The sequence below is a fragment of the Sphaerisporangium rufum genome (assembly GCF_016863395.1).
In the GTDB taxonomy this organism is placed as follows: Bacteria; Actinomycetota; Actinomycetes; order Streptosporangiales; family Streptosporangiaceae; genus Sphaerisporangium; species Sphaerisporangium rufum.
In genome coordinates, this window is record NZ_BOOU01000080.1 from 12,384 (window position 1) to 33,759 (window position 21,376).

General features: G+C 75.7%; 20 protein-coding genes. 12 read left to right on the forward strand and 8 right to left on the reverse strand.

The window, feature by feature from the left end:
* Positions 1-50: 50 nt before the first annotated feature.
* From Sru01_RS28585 to Sru01_RS28625, 9 genes are all read left to right on the forward strand, one after another.
* Positions 51-1,088: a Gfo/Idh/MocA family protein gene (locus Sru01_RS28585; protein ID WP_203991952.1), complete on the forward strand. Its 1,038-nt coding sequence runs from the start codon at positions 51-53 to the stop codon at positions 1,086-1,088.
* A complete protein-coding gene (locus tag Sru01_RS28590; RefSeq protein ID WP_203991955.1) occupies positions 1,085-2,053 on the forward strand; it encodes an NAD-dependent epimerase/dehydratase family protein in 969 nt (322 codons plus the stop codon). The genes Sru01_RS28585 and Sru01_RS28590 overlap by 4 nt, the downstream gene beginning before the upstream one ends.
* Positions 2,050-3,222: a glycosyltransferase gene (locus Sru01_RS28595; protein WP_203991958.1), complete on the forward strand. Its 1,173-nt coding sequence runs from the start codon at positions 2,050-2,052 to the stop codon at positions 3,220-3,222. The genes Sru01_RS28590 and Sru01_RS28595 overlap by 4 nt, the downstream gene beginning before the upstream one ends.
* On the forward strand, positions 3,219-4,340 hold the full coding sequence (locus Sru01_RS28600) for a DegT/DnrJ/EryC1/StrS family aminotransferase (RefSeq protein WP_203991960.1): 1,122 nt from the start codon (positions 3,219-3,221) through the stop codon (positions 4,338-4,340). Before Sru01_RS28595 ends, Sru01_RS28600 begins: the two co-directional genes overlap by 4 nt.
* Positions 4,341-4,343: 3 nt before the next feature.
* A complete protein-coding gene (locus Sru01_RS28605; protein ID WP_203991963.1) occupies positions 4,344-5,555 on the forward strand; it encodes a glycosyltransferase family 4 protein in 1,212 nt (403 codons plus the stop codon).
* Positions 5,552-6,988, forward strand: a complete 1,437-nt coding sequence (locus Sru01_RS28610) for an oligosaccharide flippase family protein (protein ID WP_203991965.1) — start codon at positions 5,552-5,554, stop codon at positions 6,986-6,988. The genes Sru01_RS28605 and Sru01_RS28610 overlap by 4 nt, the downstream gene beginning before the upstream one ends.
* The gene (locus Sru01_RS28615; protein ID WP_203991967.1) at positions 6,985-7,665 is read left to right on the forward strand and encodes an acetyltransferase; all 681 of its coding nucleotides are present in this window, start codon (positions 6,985-6,987) and stop codon (positions 7,663-7,665) included. Before Sru01_RS28610 ends, Sru01_RS28615 begins: the two co-directional genes overlap by 4 nt.
* Positions 7,662-8,771 (forward strand): DegT/DnrJ/EryC1/StrS family aminotransferase, encoded by a 1,110-nt coding sequence (locus tag Sru01_RS28620; RefSeq protein ID WP_203991969.1) that lies wholly within the window; start codon positions 7,662-7,664, stop codon positions 8,769-8,771. Before Sru01_RS28615 ends, Sru01_RS28620 begins: the two co-directional genes overlap by 4 nt.
* 241 nt (positions 8,772-9,012) lie before the next feature.
* Positions 9,013-9,588, forward strand: a complete 576-nt coding sequence (locus tag Sru01_RS28625; RefSeq protein WP_203991972.1) for a Uma2 family endonuclease — start codon at positions 9,013-9,015, stop codon at positions 9,586-9,588.
* A gap of 27 nt (positions 9,589-9,615) precedes the next feature.
* On the opposite strand, the gene Sru01_RS28630 is transcribed toward Sru01_RS28625, so the two are convergent.
* Both Sru01_RS28630 and Sru01_RS28635 read right to left on the reverse strand, forming a co-directional pair.
* The gene (locus Sru01_RS28630; protein ID WP_203991974.1) at positions 9,616-10,962 is read right to left on the reverse strand and encodes an O-antigen ligase family protein; all 1,347 of its coding nucleotides are present in this window, start codon (positions 10,960-10,962) and stop codon (positions 9,616-9,618) included.
* Positions 10,959-12,287, reverse strand: a complete 1,329-nt coding sequence (locus tag Sru01_RS28635) for a hypothetical protein (RefSeq protein WP_203991977.1) — start codon at positions 12,285-12,287, stop codon at positions 10,959-10,961. The genes Sru01_RS28630 and Sru01_RS28635 overlap by 4 nt, the downstream gene beginning before the upstream one ends.
* Before the next feature lie 174 nt (positions 12,288-12,461).
* Here Sru01_RS28635 and Sru01_RS28640 point away from each other — a divergent pair, with 174 nt between their 5' ends.
* Both Sru01_RS28640 and Sru01_RS28645 read left to right on the forward strand, forming a co-directional pair.
* On the forward strand, positions 12,462-13,133 hold the full coding sequence (locus Sru01_RS28640; protein WP_203991980.1) for a hypothetical protein: 672 nt from the start codon (positions 12,462-12,464) through the stop codon (positions 13,131-13,133).
* 74 nt (positions 13,134-13,207) lie between these two features.
* Positions 13,208-14,173, forward strand: coding sequence for a right-handed parallel beta-helix repeat-containing protein (locus Sru01_RS28645; RefSeq protein ID WP_203991983.1), 966 nt, complete (start codon positions 13,208-13,210; stop codon positions 14,171-14,173).
* A 55-nt stretch (positions 14,174-14,228) separates the two neighbouring features.
* Here Sru01_RS28645 and Sru01_RS28650 read toward each other — a convergent pair whose 3' ends face one another.
* Positions 14,229-15,260, reverse strand: a complete 1,032-nt coding sequence (locus Sru01_RS28650) for a TolB family protein (protein WP_203991987.1) — start codon at positions 15,258-15,260, stop codon at positions 14,229-14,231.
* A complete protein-coding gene (locus Sru01_RS36380; RefSeq protein ID WP_275412223.1) occupies positions 15,257-16,108 on the reverse strand; it encodes an acyltransferase in 852 nt (283 codons plus the stop codon). The genes Sru01_RS28650 and Sru01_RS36380 overlap by 4 nt, the downstream gene beginning before the upstream one ends.
* 35 nt (positions 16,109-16,143) lie before the next feature.
* Between Sru01_RS36380 and Sru01_RS28660 the strand changes: the two genes are divergently transcribed.
* Positions 16,144-16,977: a glycosyltransferase gene (locus Sru01_RS28660; RefSeq protein WP_203991990.1), complete on the forward strand. Its 834-nt coding sequence runs from the start codon at positions 16,144-16,146 to the stop codon at positions 16,975-16,977.
* Positions 16,978-17,125: 148 nt separating this feature from the next.
* On the opposite strand, the gene Sru01_RS28665 is transcribed toward Sru01_RS28660, so the two are convergent.
* The 4 genes from Sru01_RS28665 to Sru01_RS28680 all read right to left on the reverse strand — a co-directional run bounded on the left by Sru01_RS28665 (position 17,126) and on the right by Sru01_RS28680 (position 21,371).
* A complete protein-coding gene (locus Sru01_RS28665; protein ID WP_203991992.1) occupies positions 17,126-17,884 on the reverse strand; it encodes a WecB/TagA/CpsF family glycosyltransferase in 759 nt (252 codons plus the stop codon).
* Positions 17,881-19,062 (reverse strand): hypothetical protein, encoded by a 1,182-nt coding sequence (locus Sru01_RS28670; RefSeq protein ID WP_203991994.1) that lies wholly within the window; start codon positions 19,060-19,062, stop codon positions 17,881-17,883. The genes Sru01_RS28665 and Sru01_RS28670 overlap by 4 nt, the downstream gene beginning before the upstream one ends.
* A gap of 117 nt (positions 19,063-19,179) precedes the next feature.
* Entirely contained in the window at positions 19,180-20,124 is a 945-nt protein-coding gene (locus Sru01_RS28675) for a glycosyltransferase family 2 protein (RefSeq protein WP_203991997.1), read from the reverse strand.
* Entirely contained in the window at positions 20,121-21,371 is a 1,251-nt protein-coding gene (locus Sru01_RS28680) for an MFS transporter (protein ID WP_203991999.1), read from the reverse strand. Before Sru01_RS28680 ends, Sru01_RS28675 begins: the two co-directional genes overlap by 4 nt.
* Positions 21,372-21,376: the final 5 nt, after the last annotated feature.

The following is a 21,376-nucleotide window of genomic DNA, read 5'->3' on the forward strand; positions in this document are numbered from 1 at the left end:
CCGGCCACCGCCGGGTGCCACGATCGCCGCACCGACGAGAGGAGAAGAGAGTGACGCCGACCGGCCTTGCCGTCATCGGGGCGGGCTACTGGGGCCCGAACCTGGTGCGCAACGCCATGGCCACCCCCGAGCTTCGGCTGGAGTGGCTGTGCGACCTGGACCAGGAGCGTGCCAGGGCGGTGCTCGGCCGCTACACGACGGTGCGGCCGACGGCGTCGGTGGAGCAGGTGCTCGCCGACCCGGCGGTGCAGGCGGTGGCGATCGCCACCCCGGCGCGGACCCATTTCGACCTGGTCCGCGCCGCGCTGGACGCCGGCAAGCACGTGCTGGTGGAGAAGCCGCTCACCCCGACCTACGCCGAGGGCGCCAAGCTGGTGGCCCTGGCCGAGGAGCGGGGCCGGGTGCTCATGCTGGACCACACGTTCTGCTACACCCCGGTGGTGGGCCGGATCCGCGAGCTGATCGCGTCCGGCGAGCTCGGCGACGTGCAGTTCGTCGACTCGGTGCGGATCAACCTGGGCCTGGTCCAGCCGGACGTGGACGTGCTGTGGGACCTGGCGCCGCACGACCTGTCCATCCTGGACTTCGTACTGCCCGCGGGGGTGACGCCGGTCGCGGTGGCCGCGCACTCCTCCGATCCGATCGGCGCCGGCCGGCCGTGCCTGGCCTACCTGACGCTGTGGCTGTCCACCGGGGCGATCGCGCACGTGCACGTGAACTGGCTCAGCCCGACGAAGATCCGCACCACCGTGATCGGCGGCTCGCGCCGCACGATCGTGTGGGACGACGTCAACCCGGCGCAGCGCCTGGCGGTGTACGACCGCGGGGTGGACCTGTCGGCGGCCGGCGAGGACGAGCGGCGGGCCGCCCTCATCTCCTACCGGACCGGCGACGTGGTGGTGCCGGCGCTGCCGGAGCGGGAGGCGCTGCGCGGCGTGATGGCCGAGTTCGCCGCCGCCATCCGGGAGGGCCGGGCGCCGCTCACCGACGGGCGGTCCGGCCTGCGGGTGCTGGCCCTGCTGGAAGCGGCCGGGCGAAGCATCCAGAATGACGGCATACGTATTGAACTGGGGGGTTCCCTGCGATGATCAACAACAGCCGGTGCCTGGTGACCGGCGGCGCGGGCACGATCGGCTCGACGATCGTGGACCAGCTGCTGGCCGCGGGCGCCGCCGAGGTGGTGGTGCTGGACAACTTCGTCCGCGGCCGCCGCGCCAACCTGGCCGCCGCCGAGGCCGCGGCCGGCGGGCGGCTGCGGGTCGTCGAGGGCGACATCCGCGACACCGCCCTGGTCCGCTCGGTCACCGCCGGCATGGACCTGGTCTTCCACCAGGCCGCCATCCGGATCACCCAGTGCGCCGAGGAGCCGCGGCTGGCGCTTCAGGTGCTGGTGGACGGCACCTACGAGGTGGTGGAGGCCGCGGCGGACGCCGGAGTGCGCAAGATCGTCGCCGCGTCGTCGGCGTCGGTGTACGGCCTGGCCACCGAGTTCCCCACCCGCGAGGACCACCACCCCTACGACAACGACACCCTGTACGGCGCGGCCAAGACCTTCAACGAGGGGCTGCTGCGCAGCTTCGAGGCGATGCGCGGCCTGCCGTACGTGGCGCTGCGCTACTTCAACGTGTACGGCCCGCGGATGGACATCCACGGCCTGTACACCGAGGTGCTGATCCGCTGGATGGAGCGTATCGAGGCCGGGCAGCCGCCGCTGATCCTCGGCGACGGCCTGCAGACCATGGACTTCGTCTACACCGAGGACATCGCCCGCGCGAACCTGCTGGCCGCCGCGGGCGACGCCCGCGGCGAGGTCTTCAACATCGCCTCCGCCACCGAGACCAGCCTGCGCGGGCTGGCCGAGACGCTGATGGCCGTGATGGGCCGCAGCGACCTCGGCCTGGAGTTCGGGCCGCCGCGCGCGGTCAACGGGGTGACCCGCCGGCTGGCCGACGTCTCGGCCGCCGCCGACCGGCTCGGCTGGAAGGCGGAGGTCGACCTGGAGGAGGGCCTGCGCCGGCTGGTCTCCTGGTGGCGCGCCGAGCGCGACCGGTGAGGGACCTGCTGGTCTACGCGGGCGGCACCCGGTACGACGGGGTGGCCGGCACCGATCGGCACATGGCCGACCGGCTGGCCGCGAGCACCGACGTGCTGTACGTGGACCCGCCGCGGCCGGTGCGCGGCGGGCTGCGCGACCCGGAGACCGGGCGGTACGGGCACGTGCTGCGGGAGGTCCGGACCGGCCTGTGGCGGCTCGGCCCGGTGGCCCCGCCGGCCGCCTACCGTCCCGGCGTGGACGTGATCACCGCGGCGATGGCCCGGCGGGCGGTCCGCGCCGCCGCCCGGCGGACCGGCCACCGGATCACCTCGGTGGTGGTGGCCGGGTCGCTGGACCTGACCGGCGTCGCCCCGGGCGCGCGCACCGTGCGGTACGCCACCGACGACCTGGTGGCCGGGGCGTCGCTGATCCGGATGTCCGCCGCCCGGCTCGCCGCGACCGAGCGGCGGATGGTCGCGCGGGCGGACGCGGTCGCCGTGGTCTCCCCCGGCCTGGCCGACCGGATGGCCGCGCTCGGCCGGGAGGCGGCGCTGGTGCCCAACGGCTGCGACGTGGCCGCGTACGCGGACATCGACACCGGCGCCGAGGCGGCGCCGCCGCCGGCCGACCTGCCGGCGCTGCCGGCCGGGACGCCGGTGGCCGGGTTCGTCGGGCACGTCAACGCGCGCATCGACATCGCGCTGCTGGAGGCGGTGGCCGGCACCGGGCTGACACTGATCATCGTCGGCCCCCGGTCCGCCGGGTACGAGCCGCGGCGGTGGCCGGCGCTGACCGCCCGGCCCAACGTGCACTGGGTCGGCGCCAAGCCGTACCCGGAGCTGCCGTCCTACCTGCGGTACGTCGACGTGGGCCTCACCCCGTACGCCGCCACGGCGTTCAACCGGGCGAGCTTCCCGCTCAAGACGCTGGAGTACCTGGCGGCCGGGCGCGCGGTGGTCTCCACCGCGCTACCGGCCACCGAGTGGCTGGACGCCGGCGACCTGGTCGCCGTCGCGAGCACGCCCGCGTCCTTCGCCGCCGCGGCGGCCGAGCGGGCGCGGCGGCCGCGTACCCCCGAGCTCGCCGCCCGGCGGCGGGCGTTCGCGGCCCGGCACGACTGGCAGGAAAGGGTCCGCCTGCTGGCCGGGCTCCTCGGCATCGAGATCAGGGAGGTGGCCGGGCGATGATCCCGGTGATGCGGCCGTGGTTCGGCCCGGAGGAGGAGGCCGCGGTCCAGGAGGTCATCGCCTCCGGGTGGGTGGCCCAGGGGCCGCGGGTGGCCGAGTTCGAGCGGGAGTTCGCCGCCTTCGTCCAGGCGGGCCACGGGGTGGCGCTGTCGTCGTGCACGACGGCGCTGCACCTGGCCCTGGTGCTGGCCGGGGTCGGGCCCGGGGACGAGGTGGTGGTGCCGTCGCTGTCGTTCATCGCCACCGCCAACGCCGTCCGCTACACCGGGGCGACGCCGGTGTTCGCCGATGTCGACCCGGCGACCGCCAACCTGACCGCCAAGACGGTCGAGGCGGCCCGCACCCCGCGCACCCGGGCGGCCATCGTGGTCGACCAGGCGGGCGTCCCGGCCGACCTGGACGAGATCCGGGCCGCGCACCCGGAGCTGGCGCTGGTCGAGGACGCCGCCTGCGCGGCCGGCGCCACCTACCGCGGCCGGCCGGTCGGCGCCGGAGCCGAGCTGTGCGCGTGGTCGTTCCACCCGCGCAAGCTCCTCACCACCGGCGAGGGCGGCATGCTGACCCTCGGCGACGCCGAGGGCGCGGCCCGGGCGCGCCGGCTGCGCGAGCACGGCATGAGCGTCAGCGCCGCCGACCGGCACGCGACGGGGTCCACCGCGCCCGAGCGGTACACCGAGGTCGGGTTCAACTACCGGATGACCGACCTGCAGGCCGCCGTCGGCCTGGTCCAGCTGCGCCGGCTGCCCGAGCTGATCGCCCGCCGCCGCGCGCTGGCGGCCCGCTACCAGGAGCTGCTGGCCGAGGTGCCCGGCATCGGCACGGTCACCGACCCCGACTACGGCACCACCAACTACCAGTCGTTCTGGATCACCCTGCCGGGCGACTTCCCGATGGACCGGGACGCGCTGCTCGCCTTCCTCGCCGGGCGGGGGGTGTCGGCGCGCCGCGGCATCATGGCCGCCCACCTGGAGCCGGCCTACGCCGACCTGCCCACCCCGGACCTGCCCGCCACCGAGTGGCTGACCCGCAACTCGCTCATCCTGCCGCTCTTCCACACGATGACCGAGGCCGAGCAGGACCAGGTCGTCGCCGCCGTGCGCGCCGCCGCGGAGGGCTGATCGGTGCGCGTCCTGGTCTACCCGCACGCGATGGAGGTCGGCGGCAGCCAGCTCAACGCGGTGGAGCTGGCCGCGGCCGTCCAGCGGCTCGGGCACCGGGTCGGCGTCATCGGCGAGCCCGGCCCGCTGGTCGAGTACGTCACCGGCGCCGGGCTGGAGCACCTGCCGCTGGACCCGGCGCGGCGCCGCCCGTCGGCCGGCACGGTGCGCCTGCTGCGCGAGCTGGCCGCCACCCGCGGGCTGGACGTGATCCACGGCTACGAGTGGCCGCCCGGCGTGGAGGCGTTCTACGCCGGGCTGCGCGGGCCGGCCGCCGCGGTGTGCACGGTCATGTCGATGGCGGTGGCGCCGTTCCTGCCGCCGTCGCTGCCGCTGGTCGTCGGCACCCGGGAGATCCAGCGGCAGGCGTCCCCCGGCCGGCGCCGGGTGCACCTGATCGAGCCGCCGGTGGACGTCGAGGCCAACGCCCCCGGCCACCCGGTGGACGGCTTCCGCCGCGAGTTCGGCCTGGAGCCGGGCCCGCTGGACATCGTGGTGGTGTGCCGGCTGGTCGCCGAGCTGAAGCTGGAGGGCCTGCTCACCGCGATCGACGTGGTGGGCCGGCTGGCCGCCGAGCTGGACCTGCGCCTGATCGTGGCCGGTGACGGGCCGGCCCGCGACCAGGTCGAGCGGCGGGCCGCCGCCGCCGACGCCGCCGCCGGGCGGCGCGCCGTGGTGCTCACCGGCCAGTTGCTGGACCCGCGGCCGGCCTACGCCGCGGCCGACGTCTGCCTGGGCATGGGCGGGTCGGCGCTGCGCTCGCTGGCCTTCGCCAAGCCGCTCGTCGTGCAGGGCGAGCGCGGCTTCTTCGAGCTGCTCACCCCGGACACCGAGCACCTCTTCCTCGCCCAGGGCTGGTACGGCCTCGGCCTCGGCCCCGAGGACGGCGCCCCCCGGCTGGAGGCCCTGCTGCGCCGGCTGCACGCCGACCCGGGCCTGCGCGCCCGGCTCGGCGAGTACGGCCGGCGGCTGGTCGCCGACCGGTTCAGCCTGGACCGCGCCGCCCGGGTCCAGGTGGAGATCTACCAGCAGGCCGTGGACGAGCGGCCCGCCGCCCGCGACGCGCTCGGCACCGCGGCGGGCGTGCTCGGGCACAAGCTCCGCCGCCGCTACGCCCGGCTGCGCGGCACGCACGCCCGCGACGACTTCAACGCCGTCGCCAAGGGCCGCCGATGACCGGCGTGGACACCTCGTCGCTGCGGGCCAGGGCCGGCCGGGCGCTCGGCTGGAGCCTGGTGAGCACGCTGGCCGCCCGGTTCGGCACCCTGGCCATCGGGATCACCCTGGCCCGGGTGCTCGGCCCGGCGGAGTTCGGCACCTTCGCGGTCGCGCTGGTCGCGCTGCTGGCCATGCTGAGCATCAACGAGCTGGGCGTCAGCCTGGCCATCGTCCGGTGGGCCGACGACCCGCGCGCCATCGTGCCGACCGTGGCCACGATGGCGCTGGCCTTCAGCGTGCTGGTGTGCGGGGCGTTCATGCTGGCCGCCCCGGCGTTCGCCGCCGCCCTGGGCAACCCGGCGGCCACCGGGCCGGTGCGGGTGCTGGCGATCAGCGTGGTCACCAACGGGCTGGTGTCCACCTCGGCCGCGCTGATGCAGCGCAACTTCATGCAGGGCCGCAAGATGATCGCCGACCAGGTGGACAACTGGCTCGGCGCGCTGGTGTCGCTGGCGCTGGCCCTGCTCGGCTGGGGGGCGATGAGCCTGGCCGTCGGCCGGGTGTGCGGGTCGATCGCCGGCGGCGGGCTGCTGGTCGCCTTCGCCCCCGGGCGGCCGCGCTTCGGCTTCGACCCGGCGGTGGCCCGCCGGCTGCTGCGGTTCGGGGTGCCGCTCGCCGGGTCGTCGCTGCTGGTCTTCGCGGTCGGGTACGCCGACCAGATCGTCGTCGGGCACCTGCTCGGCTCCACCGCGCTCGGCTTCTACGTGCTGGCGGTGAACCTGTCCGGCTGGCCGGTCGCGGTGTTCTCCCAGCCGGTGCGGGCGGTCGCCCCGGCGGCGTTCGCCCGCCTCCAACACGACCGGCCCACCCTCAACCGGTCCTTCGTCGCGGTGGCCGGGCTGCTGACCGGGCTGACGCTGCCGCTGTGCCTGCTGCTCAGCGGCGCCGCCCCGGCGGTGATCCGCTTCGTGTACGGCGAGCAGTGGGTGCCGGCCGCGATCGCGCTGGCCGGGCTCGGCGTGCTGGCCGGGCTGCGCATCTTCTTCGAGCTGGTCTACGACTACCTGGTGGTGCTGGAACGCTCGCGGGCGGTGCTGGCCGTACAGGCGCTGTGGCTGGCGGTGCTGGTGCCGGCGATGTGGTTCGGCGTGCGGCTAGGCGGCCTGCGCGGCGCGGCGATCGCCCTGGTGGCGGTGGCGGGCGCCGTGGTGCTGCCCGCCTACCTGACCCGGCTGGCCGGCGCGGGCGTCGCGCTCGGGGCGCTGGCCCGGGCGCTGTGGCCGCCGGTGGCGCTGGCCGCGGCGGCGGGCGGCGTCGCGGTGCTGGCCACCCGGACCATCCCCGCCGACCTATGGGGCCTCGCCGTGGCGGGCACGTTCACCATGCTGCTCGTCGGCCTGTTCGGCCACCGCAGGCGCGGCGTGCTGCGCGCCGTGAAGGAGACCGCATGACCGCCCCGATCCCGCTGCTGATCGTCGGCGCCGGCGGCTTCGCCCGGGAGACCGCCCAGGCGGTGCACGCGGTGAACGACGCCGGGCCCGCCTGGGAGCTGCTCGGCCACCTGGACGACGACCCGGCGCGGCACGGCACCGTGGTGGACGGGGTGCCGGTGCTCGGCCCGGCCGCCCTGGCGGCGGCCCGGACGGACGCCCGGCTGGTCGTCTGCACCGGCAGCCCGCGCGACTACGCCAGCCGGGCGCGGATCGTCGCCCGCCTCGGCCTGCCGCCGGAGCGGTACGCCACCGTGGTCCACCCCGGCGCCTCCGTGGCGCGCAGCTGCTCCCTCGGCCCGGGTACGGTGGTGCTCGCCCAGGCGGTGCTCACCGCGGCCGTCACCGTCGGGGCGCACGTGGCGGTGATGCCGCACGTCACCCTCACCCACGACGACGTGGTGGGCGACTTCGCCACGCTGGCGGCCGGCGTGCGGCTGGCCGGCGGCGTCCACGTCGAGCCGGGGGCCTACCTCGGCGCCGGGGCGCTGGTCCGCGAGTCCCGGACGATCGGCGCCGGCGCGCTGGTCGGCATGGGCTCGGTCGTCACCCGGGACGTCCCGGCCGGCCAGGTCTGGGCCGGCGTCCCCGCCCGCTTCCTCCGTCCCGCACCCGACCCCACCGGAGTCCCGCAGTGACCTCCCCCGTGATCCCGTTCGTCGATCTGCGTGCCGCCCATGCCGAAGTGGCCGAGGAGGTGCGCGCCGGCTTCGACCGGGTGCTCGCCGACACCTCGTTCGTGCAGGGCCCGGACGTGGCCGCCTTCGAGGAGGAGTTCGCCGCGTTCTGCGGCGTCCCGCACTGCGTCGGGGTGGGCAACGGCACCGACGCCATCGAGCTGGCGCTGCGCGCCTCCGGGCTGCCGGCCGGTGCGGGCGCGGTGCTGCCGGCCAACACGTTCGTGGCCACCGCCGAGGCGGTGGTGCGCGCCGGCCTGCGCCCGGTGCTGGCCGACTGCGACGACGAGCACCTGCTCCTCGACCCGGTGTCGGCGGCGGCGGCGTCCGGCCCCGGCACCGCGGCGATCCTGCCGGTGCACCTGTACGGCCAGCAGGCGCCGATGGCCGCGGTGCACGACCTGGCGGCCCGGCACGGGCTGGCCGTCGTGGAGGACGCCGCCCAGTCGCAGGGCTCGGCCCAGGACGGCCGGCCGCCGGTCGGGCTGGCCGCCACCAGCTTCTACCCCGGCAAGAACCTCGGCGCCTACGGCGAGGCGGGCGCGGTGCTGACGTCGGGGCCGCAGGCCGCGCGGGCGGTCCGCCTGCTGACCAGCCACGGCAGCGAGGTGAAGTACCGGCACGAGACGCTCGGCTTCAACTCCCGGCTGGACACCCTGCAGGCGGTGGTGCTGCGCGCCAAGCTGCGCCGGCTGGCCCGCTGGAACGAGCTGCGCCGCGCCGCGGCCGCCCGGTACGCCTCGCTGCTGTCCGGCGTCGAGGGGGTCCGGCCGCCGCGCGAGACGCCGGGCAACACCCACGTCTGGCACCTGTACGTTGTCCGGGTGCCCGAGCGGGACCGGGTGCTGGCCGGGCTGCAGGCCGCCGGGGTGCAGGCGCAGATCCACTACCCGGTGCCGGTGCACCTGCAGCCGGCCTTCGCCTTCCTCGGCCACGGCCCCGGCGACTTCCCGGTCGCCGAGCGCGCCGCCGGCGAGATCCTCTCGCTGCCCATGCATCCCCACCTCACCCCCGCCCAGCAGGAGCGCGTCGCCGAGACCCTGGACAAGGTCCTGCGCCAGATCTGAACCGCCGGCCGGCATGGATCACTCTTGCCGGCCCTCTCCCGACCGGCACCGGGCGGTTGGCGGCACGCCCCCGGCCGGGTGGGACGAACGTCTCTCCTGCAAGCGCCGGCGTCGCCGATGGGACGGGACGCAGGAACGTAAGTGGTCGATTACCGGAAGCGGACGGTCAGCGGCCCACCAGGTGAAGCGGCGGTCCAGGCCGTAGACTTGGCTGTGGTGTCGGTCCGATGGGAGGCTGGGTATGGCGGAGCCACTGCCCGACTGGTTCTATCCGCCGCCGCGCGGCTGGATGGCGGAGGATCTCGACCACCTGCCGCCCGAGGCGCCGCGTCACCTGGAGCTCGTCGATGGAGCGCTCATCGTGATGTCGCCACGGACCAAGTTCCACATGCGGGTGATCGACCGCCTCAGCCGGCAGCTCTCCGCGGCCGCTCCTGACGACGTGGACGTGGTCCGGGAGATGACCGTCACACTCGCCCGCCGGACCCGCCCGGAACCGGACATCATGGTGGTGCGGGAGCGGCCTGGTGAAGGCATGGACCGGACTACTTACTGGCCCGCCGAGGTCGTACTCGCCGTCGAGGTGGTCTCCCCCGACTCTGAGGACCGTGACCGCCGGGTCAAGCCGGAACGATACGCGGAGGCCGGCATCCCCCACTTCTGGCGGATCGAGAACGAGGATAACCACCCTGTGGTCCATGTCTACGAACTCGACGACACGACCGGCGGCTACGTCCCGACGGCCATCGAGCGCAAGCGGCTCCGGCTGATGGTCCCGTTCGACATCGACATCGAACTGCGCGATCTCGTCGGCTGACGATGGCCGCCGCCTGCGCCGCCGGAGCTAGCCGTGCCCCTGGGCGGAGGTGGTCTGCAGGCGCCAGAGGGCGCCGGTGAGGCCGAGGAGCAGGAACATCAGGTTGGTGATCATCGGGAAGCTGAACGCGTCGAAGGTGCCGAACCCGAACACCGCGACCGCGGCGGAGGCGGCCAGGCACTGGGCCAGGTGGCGGGTCTCCTCGTCGGCGGCGGCCCGCCGGGCGCGGCGGGCCAGCATCCAGCCGGAGGCCAGGAAGACCAGCAGGGCCAGCAGGCCGAACAGGCCGGTCTCCAGGGCGGACATCAGGTACTGGTTGTCGATCACCCGGTAGACGCGTGGCAGATAGGTCGCGAAGCCCTGGCCGAACAGCGGCCGCTGCGACACCGCCTGGACGACCGCGTCGTAGTCGCCGGTGCGGGTGGTGGAGTTCTCGTCCGAGCCGATCACCGAGATCAGGTTCACCACGGTGCCGATCAGCCCGGGGATCAGCACCCGCATCACAATGGACGCCGCTCCGAAGATCAGGATGGCCCGCAGCCGCCATTCCGGCCGCCAGGTGGGCAGCAGCACCACCATCGCGACGAACAGGCCGAGGATCGCCGACCGGGACACGCTCATCGGCAGCGCGCCGGCGATGAGCACCACCATCATCCAGCGGCGGCGGCGCCGTTCGGGGATCCGGCAGTAGATCGCGCCGTGCAGCGCCAGCGGCAGCACCGCGGCCAGCACCACGCCGAGCTCGATGGGGTGGGTGGCGGTGCCGGACGGCCGGAAGAAGCCCTCCCGTTCGAAGAGCACCGACGCGCCCTTCTCCACCAGGCCGGGCAGCGCCATGTAGCTGGTGACCTCGATGCCGGTGAAGAACTGGATCATCGCGATCAGCGCGGGGAAGGAGGCGCCCAGCACGATGCGGTGCCGCAGCGTCTCCAGCCGGTCCATGTCGGGGACGCCGTCCGCGGTGACCAGGGCGATGCCCGCCCAGCCGGCGACCAGCACCAGCCCGAGGTCGGCGGCGTTCAGCTCGTCGCCGGACAGCGGACGGGTCGTCGCGGCGACGTAACTGGCGAGCACGGCCAGCGCGAACAGCACGACGACCAGGCGCACCGGCTGCCGGCCGCGCAGCGGGGTCCAGCGCGGGGACAGCGTGGAGAACAGGTACCAGACCAGCAGCAGCACGGCGACCATGGAGGAGGGCGACCCGGCGCCGCCCAGCGGCCCGACGACGTACCGGGCCGGCATGACGAACAGCACGATCAGGAAGAACGACATGATCGACACGGGGTCGATCCGCGTGCGCGGCAGGCGGCCCCGGCGGGGCGCCCGCCGGCGGGCCGGGGCGTGCGCCCGCTCGGCGGCCGGTGCGGTCGTCACCGCCCCGGCCTGGTCGGGTCGAACACCACGTAGGGCTCGTCGTCGGGGTCGGCGTCCCGCGCGGAACGCCGGTCGCCGCCGGTGCGGCCGCCGCGGCCGGACGAGGAGCGGCCGCCGTTCGCCGTGCGGCCCCGGGCGTCGGTGCCGGCGGGGAGTTCGGTCTCGACGGTGCGGTCGGTGTCCGCGGTGCCCTCGCCACCGGCCGCGCGGGGCGACCGGCCGTTCGGCGAGGAGGACAGGCCGCCGGCCCTGGCGGACCGCGCCGCCGGGCCGCCGGAGCTGGTGGCGCCGTTCGGCGGGTCCTGGTCGCCGGACCAGACGTACAGGTCGTCCTCGGCGGAGATGGCCTGCATGGGGGCGGTGTAGCCCTCCTCGACGGCCTTGTCGTCCCACGGGTCGCGCGGCTCGGCGGGCGGGCGGTGCTTGGCGAGCCCGCCGGCCGGCGGGCGGCGGTCCTGGCCGCGCGGTTCGGCCGGCCGGGCGCCGCCGGAGCCGGCCGGGCGGGCGGCTCCGGGCTCGGCCGGGCGGGACGGGCGCGGCTCGGCCGGGGTCTCGGACCGGGGTAGGCGGGCGGACGATCGGGCCCGCGGCACCGCGGAGCCGCCCGGCCGCGGCGGGCCGCCGGCCGCGGGGCGCGGCCCGGCGGACGCCGGGCGCGGCGGCCGCGGCGCACCCGGCGGCTGGCCGGTGCGGGCCACCGTGTGCTCGGCCTGGGCCTGCTGGCGGCGCTTCTGGGCCAGCGACTCCAGGAACAGCGGCACGCCGATGGTGAGCAGCATGCCGCCGGCGAAGATGATGACCAGCAACCGGATCTTCTTCTCCGGGGTCAGCTCGGCCTTGTCGGTGGCGGTCACCAGCTCGGCGCGGATGGTCGCGTCCGGCAGGATGGCCGACTTGCGCTGCATCTCGGTGAGCCGCTCCTGGCTGAGCCGGGCGAGCGTCTCCATGGTGGCCTGCGCGATCTTCGGATCCGGGCCGGTGGCGGTGATGTCCAGCAGCGGCCCGCGCGAGTCCTGGGCCAGGCCCACGGTGTACTCGGCGGTGTTGCCCTGGCTCTTGAGGGTCTGCAGGGTGCGCTCGTCGCTCATGCCGCGGGAGATCACCTCGGCGGTGATGGTCAGCGAGGCGTCGAACGCCAGCCAGGGGTTGCCGCCGACCGGCTGGGAGCCTTTCCGGGAGGAGAGGAAGACCACGGTGGCCGACGACTCGTACTGCCAGGGGATCACCACGGCCGCGCCGACCGTGGCCGCGATGGTGGCGAGAAGCAGCGTCACCGTCAGCGGCCACCGCCGGAGCAGCGCACGCAGCGAATCAAGCAGGTCCATAGTGTCCCTTCACCCCCGCCCGGCCGGTGCGGTCATGATTTCCACTCCGCCGAGCCGCCCCCATAGGACGCCCGAACGCCTCCGCGCGTTGTCATCGCCCTCAAGTGTTTCCTCTGCCGTCATTCTTGGCCAGGCCCGCTCCAAAACTCGTCGCGCCTGTGCCACGATGTGTCGGTGCGAAGGCGACTGGTCGTGCGGTGCTGCTGCCTGGCGCTGATCTTCCTGGTCGCCGCCGGTTCGGTGTTGTGGGTGCGATACCGCTCACCCCTGTACCAGAGTTCGGTCACGGTGGCGTTCGTCACCAAGACGCAGAACTTCCGTGGCGAAGTTTACGACCACTTCACCGACAATCACATTTTCATGGCACTGGCGACCGGCCGCTTTTTCGACAACCCCGGCACCCGCGATCAGTTGCGCCGGATGGGCGGCACCGCCGCCTTCGATTACCGGGTCGCGCACTGGGGCAACGAGGAGCTGCCGGTCTACGGCCAGCCGTACGCCACCATGCAGGCCCTGTCCGACGACCCGGTGGAGACCCTCGAGACGGTGAACCTGGCGCTGCGCCTGCTCGGCCAGAAGACGCAGCGGCTGCAGGCCGGCGCCGGGGCGAGCGGCAAGGTCATGATCAAACCGGAGATCATCGGCTCGATCATCGGCCCGGAGCGGCAGGGGCTGCAGAAGACCCGGGCGACGGTGGGCGTCGGCCTGATGGCGCTGCTCGCCATGGTGGGCGTGCTCACCGTCACCCGCGACCGGCGGCGCGAGCCGCCGGTCGGCCCGGCGGCGGCCCGCGGCGGGCGGTGGCGCGGCGCGGGCCTGGCGACCGGCGGCCACCCGTCATCGTGATCCTCCACAGGCGACCCCGCTCCCGGCCGGGCCGGTCATGGAGCGTTCCGAAACCCGATGACCAGGAGCCCGGCATGCCCTTCCCCCGCTCGCCCCGCCGCCTCGCGCTCGCCGCGGTCTTAGCGCTCGCCCCGGCCGCGCTCGCGGTGGCCGGCTGCTCCGGCCGGGACCAGGCCGGTCCGCGCGAGCCGGCACCCGGGCAGACCCGGCAGCCGGACGCCCGGCCGAGCGACGGGCAGGGCGACGGGCAGGGCGACGGGCAGGGCGACGAGACGTACGGCGGCTTCCCGTCGGCGGCCACCACCGGGGTGCGCCCGGGCGTCACGCTGCGCAAGGTCGGCGAGGTCACCGTGCTCAAGCCGGGCGCCGTGGTGGAGAACCTTGAGGTGCACGGCAAGCTCAACATCAAGGCCGACGACGTGACCGTCCGCAACGTCCGGGTGATCGGCGAGGGCGACTGGTCGGTCATCCAGGCGCAGGGCGCGTCCGGCGCGGTGATCGAGGACTGCGAGATCTCCGGGAACGGGGTCGTCAAGGCGCAGTGGGGGGTGCTCAACCAGGGCGGCGAGATCACCGTGCGCCGGGCGAACATCCACACCGTGCCGAACGCGGTGGGCACCGACCACGGCCTGATCGAGGACTCCTACATGCACGACTTCAAGGAGTGGCCCGGCGACCACGTGACCGGCCCGCAGTCCAACGGCTCGCCGCGCAAGGGCCTTTCGCTGACCATCCGGCACAACACCATCCTCAACCAACTGACCCAGACCTCGGCCATTTCGATATACCAGGACTTCAGCCGGGCGCACGACGTGCTCGTCGAGCGCAACCTGCTCGGCGGCGGCGGGTACGCCATCTACGGCGGCGAGGGGAAGTTCGGCGCGGCGACCGGTATCCGGATCGAGCGGAACGTGTTCACCCGCCGCCTGTTCCCCAAGGGCGGCTACTGGGGGCCGGTGACCTACTTCGACCTCAAGGGCAAGGGCAACACCTTCACCGGCAACGTGTGGGAGGACACCGGCGAGAAGGTCGCCCCCTGACGTCCGCCGCCGCCCACCGGCCGGCCCTCTGACGGTCCCTGACGTCCGCCGCCGCTCAGCGGCCGGTCGCGGGCGGCGCCGGCACCGGCGAGTAGGCGTCGCGCAGCACCAGCCGCGGCCGGCCGGTGCCGTCGGCCGGCACCGCCCACACGTCGGAGCTGTCGCCGCGCAGCCGGGCGTAGCCCACCGTGCGGCCGTCCAGCCAGACCGCCTGGTCGTCCACGTTGGCCGGCTCGGCGAGCGCCGTCTCCCGGCCGGACCGCAGGTCCAGCACGTGCAGCCGCCAGGGAGCGGCGTCGCCGCCGGTGCGCTTCTTGTACACCACCCGGGTGCCGTCGGGGGACAGCGAGGGGCATTCGGCGTTCTCCCGCAGCGTCCGCATCCGGCGGGCGGCCAGGTCGCCCTGCACCAGGTAGGTCTTCCCGGCGGTGGAGACCGTGGCGTAGAACCGGTTGTCGTCGGCGGCGAAGGTCACCCCCCAGTAGTTCACATCGACGGCGCGGTAGGGGCGGCCGTCCTTCTCCAGGGTGAACTTCTCCAGGTCGGCGACGAGCGCGCCGGTGCGGGTGTCCAGCACGCCGGCCCGGGTGGAGAAGCCGACGCCCAGGTAGGAGTCGCCGGAGACGAAGAACGTCCAGGCCGCCATCCGGCCGTCGGCCGACAGCCGGGCCCGGCTGGGGATGCCCGGCAGCGCGACCCGGCGGACCTCGCGCAGCCCGGCGTCCAGCACGACCGCCTCCGCCCGGGTGGTGAGGCCTGGGGTCACCCGCAGGCACAGCCCGGTGCCGGCCGCGGCGTAGAACCGCCGGCAGCTCAGCCCGGTGGCCCGCGGCACCCCGGTCCCGCCGGCGGGCGCGGCGAGCACCGTTCCGCTGCCCGCGGCGGCCCCGGCGCCGACGTACATCAGGCCGCCGGCGGGCAGCCCGGGGGCCCGCGGCGCCGCGGCGGGAGCGGCCCCCGGTGCCACGGCCGGCGCGGGCCCGCCGCGGCCGGCGAGCACGTAGCCGGTCGCCGCGCCGGCGAGCAGCAGCACCCCGCCGGCCAGCACGGCCACCCGCGCCCGCCCGGAGAGCGCGGCCGTCCTCACGCCGGGCCGCCCGGCGGTCCGGCGGCGGCGTCCAGGCCGCCGGCCCGGCCACCACCGTCGCGGCCACCACCGTCGCGGCCACCACCGTCGCGGCCACCACCGTCTCGACCGGCACCGTCTCGACCGGCACCGTCTCGACCGGCACCGTCTCGACCGGCACCGTCGGCGGCACCGTCGCGGGCGGGTTCGCCCTGGTCCGGGCCGCTCTGGTGGCCGCTGTCACGATCGAGATCCCGGTCGGCGGGCTCCGGCCCGTCCGGCCCGGACAGGACGCCGTCGCGCTCGGTGTAGCACTCGCCGGTGCTCGGGCAGCGCCACCGGCCCGGGCCGTCCGGCCGCAGCGTCACCCCGGCCCGGCCGACCCAGCCGACCCGCCGGGCCGGCACCCCGGCCACCAGCGCGAAGTCGGGCACGTCCCGGGTGACCACCGCGCCGGCCGCCACCAGGGCGTGCCGGCCGATCGTGCGCCCGGCCACCACCACCGCCCGGGCGCCGACCGAGGCCCCGGCCCGGACCACCACACCCTCGGCGGTCCAGTCGCCGTCCCGCTTCAGCGCGCCGTCCACGTCGGTCGAGCGCGGGTAGACGTCGTTGGTGAGCACGGCGGCCGGGCCGACGAAGACGCCGTCCTCCAGCACCGCCGGCTCGTAGACCAGCGCGTAGTTCTGCAGCTTCACCCGGTCGCCGATCCGCACCCCCGGCCCGACGTACGCGCCGCGGCCGAGGACACAGCCCGCGCCGAGCACGGCCTTCTCCCGTACCTGCGCCAGGTGCCAGATCTGGGTGCCGGCGCCGACGGCGGCGCTCGCATCCACATCGGCGGTGGCGGCTATTCGTGGTTCTGTCACCTGCGACTCCAGTTCAGGAGGGATACTACGGAACTATGCCAAGCGCGAGCGTCATCATCCCGGCCCACGACGAGGCCAAGGTGATCGGCCGGCTCCTCGCGGGCCTGCTGGAGGAGGCGGCGGACGACGAGTTCGACGTCCTGGTCGTGGCCAACGGCTGCGCGGACGACACCGCCGCGGTGGCCGCCGGGTACGGCGTCCGGGTGCTGGAGACCCCGGTGCCGTCCAAGCGCGAGGCGCTGCGCCTCGGGGACGGCGCGGCGCGCGCCCACCCGCGCGTCTACGTGGACGCGGACGTGGAGCTGCGCACCGCCGACCTGCGCGCGCTGCGGGACGCCCTGGCCGGCGGGGTGCTGGCCGCCGCGCCGGAGCGGGCGCTGGCGCTGGCCGACCGCCCGTGGCCGGTGCGCGCCTACTACGCGGTGTGGACCCGGCTGCCCGCGGTGCGCGAGGGCCTGTTCGGCCGGGGCGTGATCGCGGTGTCGGCGGAGGGCAACCGCCGGCTGATGGCGCTGCCCCCGGTCATGGGGGACGACCTGGCGGCGTCGCTGGCGTTCGCCGCCGGCGAGCGCCGGGTGGTGCGCTCGGCACGCGCGGTGATCCACCCGCCGCGCACGCTGGCCGACCTGCTGCGCCGCCGGGTGCGCGCGGTGACGGCGGTGGCCGAGATCGAGCGGGGCCCGGTGGCCGGGCAGGAGGCCCGGACCGGGCCGCGCGACCTGCTCGGCGTCGCCGGCCGGGCGCCGTGGCTGCTGCCGCACCTGGCGGTCTTCCTGGCGGTCACGCTGGTCGCCCGGGCCCGGGCGCGGCGCGCCGTCCGGGCCGGCGACTACACCACCTGGCTGCGCGACGAGAGCAGCCGGACCTGACCGCGCACCCGGTGCACCGGACCGGCCGGCCGGACCGCGGGCGCCGGACCGGCCCGACGGACCGGACGGGCCGCAGGCGCCGGGCTCGCCTGGCGGACCAGGCGAAGTGGGCGGACCGGGTGAAGCGGATCGGCCGGGCGGGCCGGGCTCAGCGGCCGCGACGGGCCTGGACGTACTCCTTCACCACCATCACGGCGAACCGCGTGTTGGTCGACAGGTAGCGGGGGCCCAGGCGCAGCGGCTCCTGCAGGAACCGGTAGAGCCACTCCAGGCCGAGCCGCTGCCACGCCGCGGGCGCCCGGCGGACCTTGCCGGCGAACACGTCGAACGACCCGCCCACGCCGTGGATCACCCCGGCGCGGATGTCGGCGGCGTACCGGGCGCAGAAGATCTCCTTCTTCGGCGAGGTCATGCCGAGGAACAGCAGGTCGGGCTTGGCCTCGCCGATCCGCGCGGCGACCTCGGGGGCCTCCTCGTCGGTGAAGTAGCCGTCGCGGGCGCCGGCCACCTCCAGGCCGGGGTGGCGGGCGCGCACCTCGGCGACCACCCGGTCCAGCACCTCGGGCCGGGCGCCGAGGAAGTAGGCGCGGTACCCGCGGCGCGCCCCCTCGGCCAGTAGCGCGGTGAACAGGTCGATGCCGGCCACCCGTTCCGGAAGCGGGCGGCCGAGCAGCCGCGAGGCCCACACCACGGCCTGCCCGTCGGCGACGACCAGATCGCAGGACGTCACCGAGGCGCGCAGCACCTCGTCGTCGCGCATCCGGACGGCCTTGGCGGCGTTGACCACGCCGATGGTGAGGTTCTCCCGGCCCTCCACCGCGGTGACGCACCGGGCGACCGCCTGCTCCATGGTCACCGCGTCCAGCTCGACGCCGAGCAGCGCCCGGCGCGGCGCGGCGGCGCTCACCCGCCGGCCCCGGGGTGGTCGCGCGGCAGGGTGAACAGCCAGGCGTACAGCAGCCAGCCCAGCTCGTAGGGGCGGCACTCGCGGTCCACCGCGACCGGCGGGTAGACGCGGTCCAGCACGGCGATGCGGGCGCGCGGGCTGACCGCGGTGGCGACCGCCCGGGCCCCGCGGACGATCTTCTTGGGGTCGTCCCGGGCCGCCTTGCGCCAGGTGAGGTCCAGCTCCTCGACGATCAGCTCCTCGTCGGTCTCCGGCCGGGAGGTCATCCAGTGCAGGCCGCGGGCGATCTCCGCCAGGTAGGACGTGCCGCCGGCGTCGGCGAGGTCCAGCAGCGCCATCGGCGCCATGGACAGCTGGTGGACGCTGTAGACCGGATACCCCTCGACCACCTCGCCGGTGCGGGCGTCGTAGTGCCACCACCACTGGCCCTGCGGGCCCTGGGCGGCGCAGATGCCGGCGGCGATCCGCTCGGCCGCGGCCAGCGCCTCGGCGTCGCCGGTGCGGGCGTGCAGGCGGGCCAGGGCCTGCAGCGGGTACACCTGGTCGGCGAAGCAGCCGACGTGCGCCCGGTACCAGGAGGCGGGGCCGATGACGTGCCGGTAGAGCCGGTCGGTGCCAAGGCCGCCGAGCAGCCGGTCGCGGGCGTGGGCGACCCGCCCGGCCAGGTCCGGCGCGCCGGCGCCGGCCCGGTCGGCGGCGACCAGCGCGGCCAGCGCCCAGGCCGCCTCCACGGTGTACACCGGGTCACCGGGGGTCAGGCGGGCCTCCAGCTCGGCGAGCCGGGCCAGCGCGGTGCCGGTCTCCGGATGCCCGGACTCGGCCGCCGCCCAGGCGATCAGCGCGGCGTCTCCGAGGTTCGCGACGTCCGGCAGCCCCTTGACCAGGGCGCCGACCAGGTCGTGCACCGTGTCGCCGGCCAGCGCGGCCCGCCGTCGCTCCGGTGGCAGCGTGGCGACGCCGAGGGCGACGATGGCGGCGTAGCGCACGCTGCGTCCCTCGCCGGCGGCCGTCCACCGCCCGTCGGCGCCGCGCCGGCCGCGCCGGGTGAAGACGAAGCCGCCGCCGGTGTATCCCGGGGGCAGCCCGCGGACCGCCAGGTCGACCATCCGGTCGACCAGCTCGGCGGCGGACGCGTCGATCCCGGCGAGCGCGCCGGGACGACCCTGTTGGCGAGTCATCGCTCACCCTTCCGTGTCTGGTGGAGTCCTGTCGAGGTCAGGTGCGGGCCGGGGGCGGTCACGGCGGGGACGCCGGCCGCGCGGGCCGGGGCGGGGTGCCCGGCCGGGTCATGGGTCTCATGTCCGGCGGGCGTCCCAGCCGCCGGACCACTCGCGCCGCCGCCGCCACAGCTCGGCCCAGTCGGCGCCGCGGGCGGTGGGCCGGCCCTGCCGGGCGGCGCCGGGCGACGCCACCCGCCGGCTCAGCGTGCCGCGCAGCAGCACGCCGGCAAGCAGCAGGACGACGCCGGCCGCGCGTAGGCCGGGCGGCAGGTGCCGGCGGACGACGGTCGCCTTCCCGGTGAACAGCAGCATCAGCTTGCGCATGCTGGAGGACGACATGCCGCCAGGATGCACGAACACCGCCTGGTCGGTCACCACCGGCCGGTACCCGGCGGCCCGGGCCCGCAGGCACAGGTCGGCGTCCTCGCCGTACATGAAGATGCGGGTGTCGAACCCGCCGACCCGGTCCCAGGCCGTCCGGTCGACCAGCATGAGCGCCCCGGTGACCACCGGCACCCGGCGGTCCCCGGTCCAGATCCTCGGGGACTCGGGGTCCAGCAGCCGGCTGCCGGGGAACGCGGTGGACGCTCCGGTGGCGAAGCACAGCAGCGACCACAGGGTGGGGCGGCCCCACCAGGACCGCGGATCGTCCTGGCCGGTCTCGGTGACGCAGCGGCCGCCGACGATCCCGGCCCGGGGGTGGCGGCCGGCGCACTCCAGTAGCCGGGCGAACGCCTCCGGCCGCACCTCGGCGTCGGGGTTGACGAAGACCAGGTACTCGCCGCACGCCACCTGGGCGCCGGCCACGCATCCTTCGGCGAAGCCGCCGTTCTCCTTGCGGGCGAGCACCCGGGCGAAGGGCGCGGCGGACCGGACCACCTCGACGGTGTCGTCCGGCGAATCGTTGTCCACCACGATCACCTCGGCGTCCAGGCCCTTGGTGGCGCGCTCCACCGCGGCCAGGCATCGGCCGACGTAGCCGGCGCTGCGGTACGTCACGATGATCACGGAAAGTCTCATCGGGGTGTCCTCCTCAGCAGCGGGACGGCGATCGCGAGCGCCGCGCACAGCGCGGCGGCCATCACCTGGACGGCGGCCCGCGGACCGGCGGCCGTCCACAGCAGGCCGAAGGCCCAGGACGCGGCCATCGTGCCGAGCGCCTGGCCGGTCTGCACGACGGCCAGGCCGCTCGCCCGCCGCTCCTCGGGCAGCAGCGGGCCGGCCAGCGCGCTGACCACGCCGTCGGTCGCCGCGTACGAAAGGCCGCGCAGCACCAGCACCGCCGCCACCGCGGCCGGGCCGGCCGGCCCGGCGGGCACCAGCAGCAGCAGGTAGCAGGCCAGCAGTGCGGCGTATCCGCCGATCACCACCCGGCCGCGGCCCACCCGGTCGGCGAGCCGGCCGAACGGCACCGCGGCCAGCAGGTAGGCGGCCGCGACGCCGACCGGCAGCAGCGGCAGCGCGTTCGCCGGGAGATCGTGCCCGCGCTGCACCATCAGGTACAGGAACGCGTCGCTGATCGTGGCCAGGCCCAGCGGTGCGGTGCCGAGCAGCACCCGCCGGTAGCCGCGGTCGCGCAGCAGCGCGGCGGCGTCCCGCAGCCGGACCGGGGCCCGCCGCGCCGCGGTCCCGGCGTGCTCGCGGACGAACAGCACCAGCACCAGCACGCCGGCCGCCGCGACGCAGAAGCTGACCACGAACACCGCGTCGAAGGCGCCGGCCGCCGCGGCCAGCACGCCGAACGCGACGAGCGGCCCGGCCAGCGCGCCGGCGGTGTCCATCGCCCGGTGCAGCCCGAACGCGCGGCCCTGCGCCTCGGGCGCGGCGCTCAGCGAGATCAGCGCGTCGCGCGGCGCGGTGCGCAGGCCCTTGCCGGCCCGGTCCAGGCCGATGGCCAGGCCGATCAGCGGCACCGACCGGCCGGCGGCCAGGAAGCCCAGCTTGCACACCGCCGAGATGCCGTAGCCCAGGCCGGCCACCAGCTTGCGGCGGCGGAAGCGGTCGGCGACGTGTCCGCCGGCCAGGCGCAGCACGGCGGTCGCGCCGGTGTAGACGCCGTCCAGCAGGCCGAACACGGCCGGGCTCAGCTGTAGGCCGTACACCAGGTAGAGCGGCAGGACGGCGGTCACCATCTCGGCGGACACGTCGGTGAGCAGGCTGACCACGCCGAGCGCGACGACGTTGCCGGTGATGACCGCCCGGCGGGTGCCCGTGCCCGGCCGCGGGTCCATGCCCGGCGGCGGGGCCATGTCCGGGGGCGGGGCCATGTCCC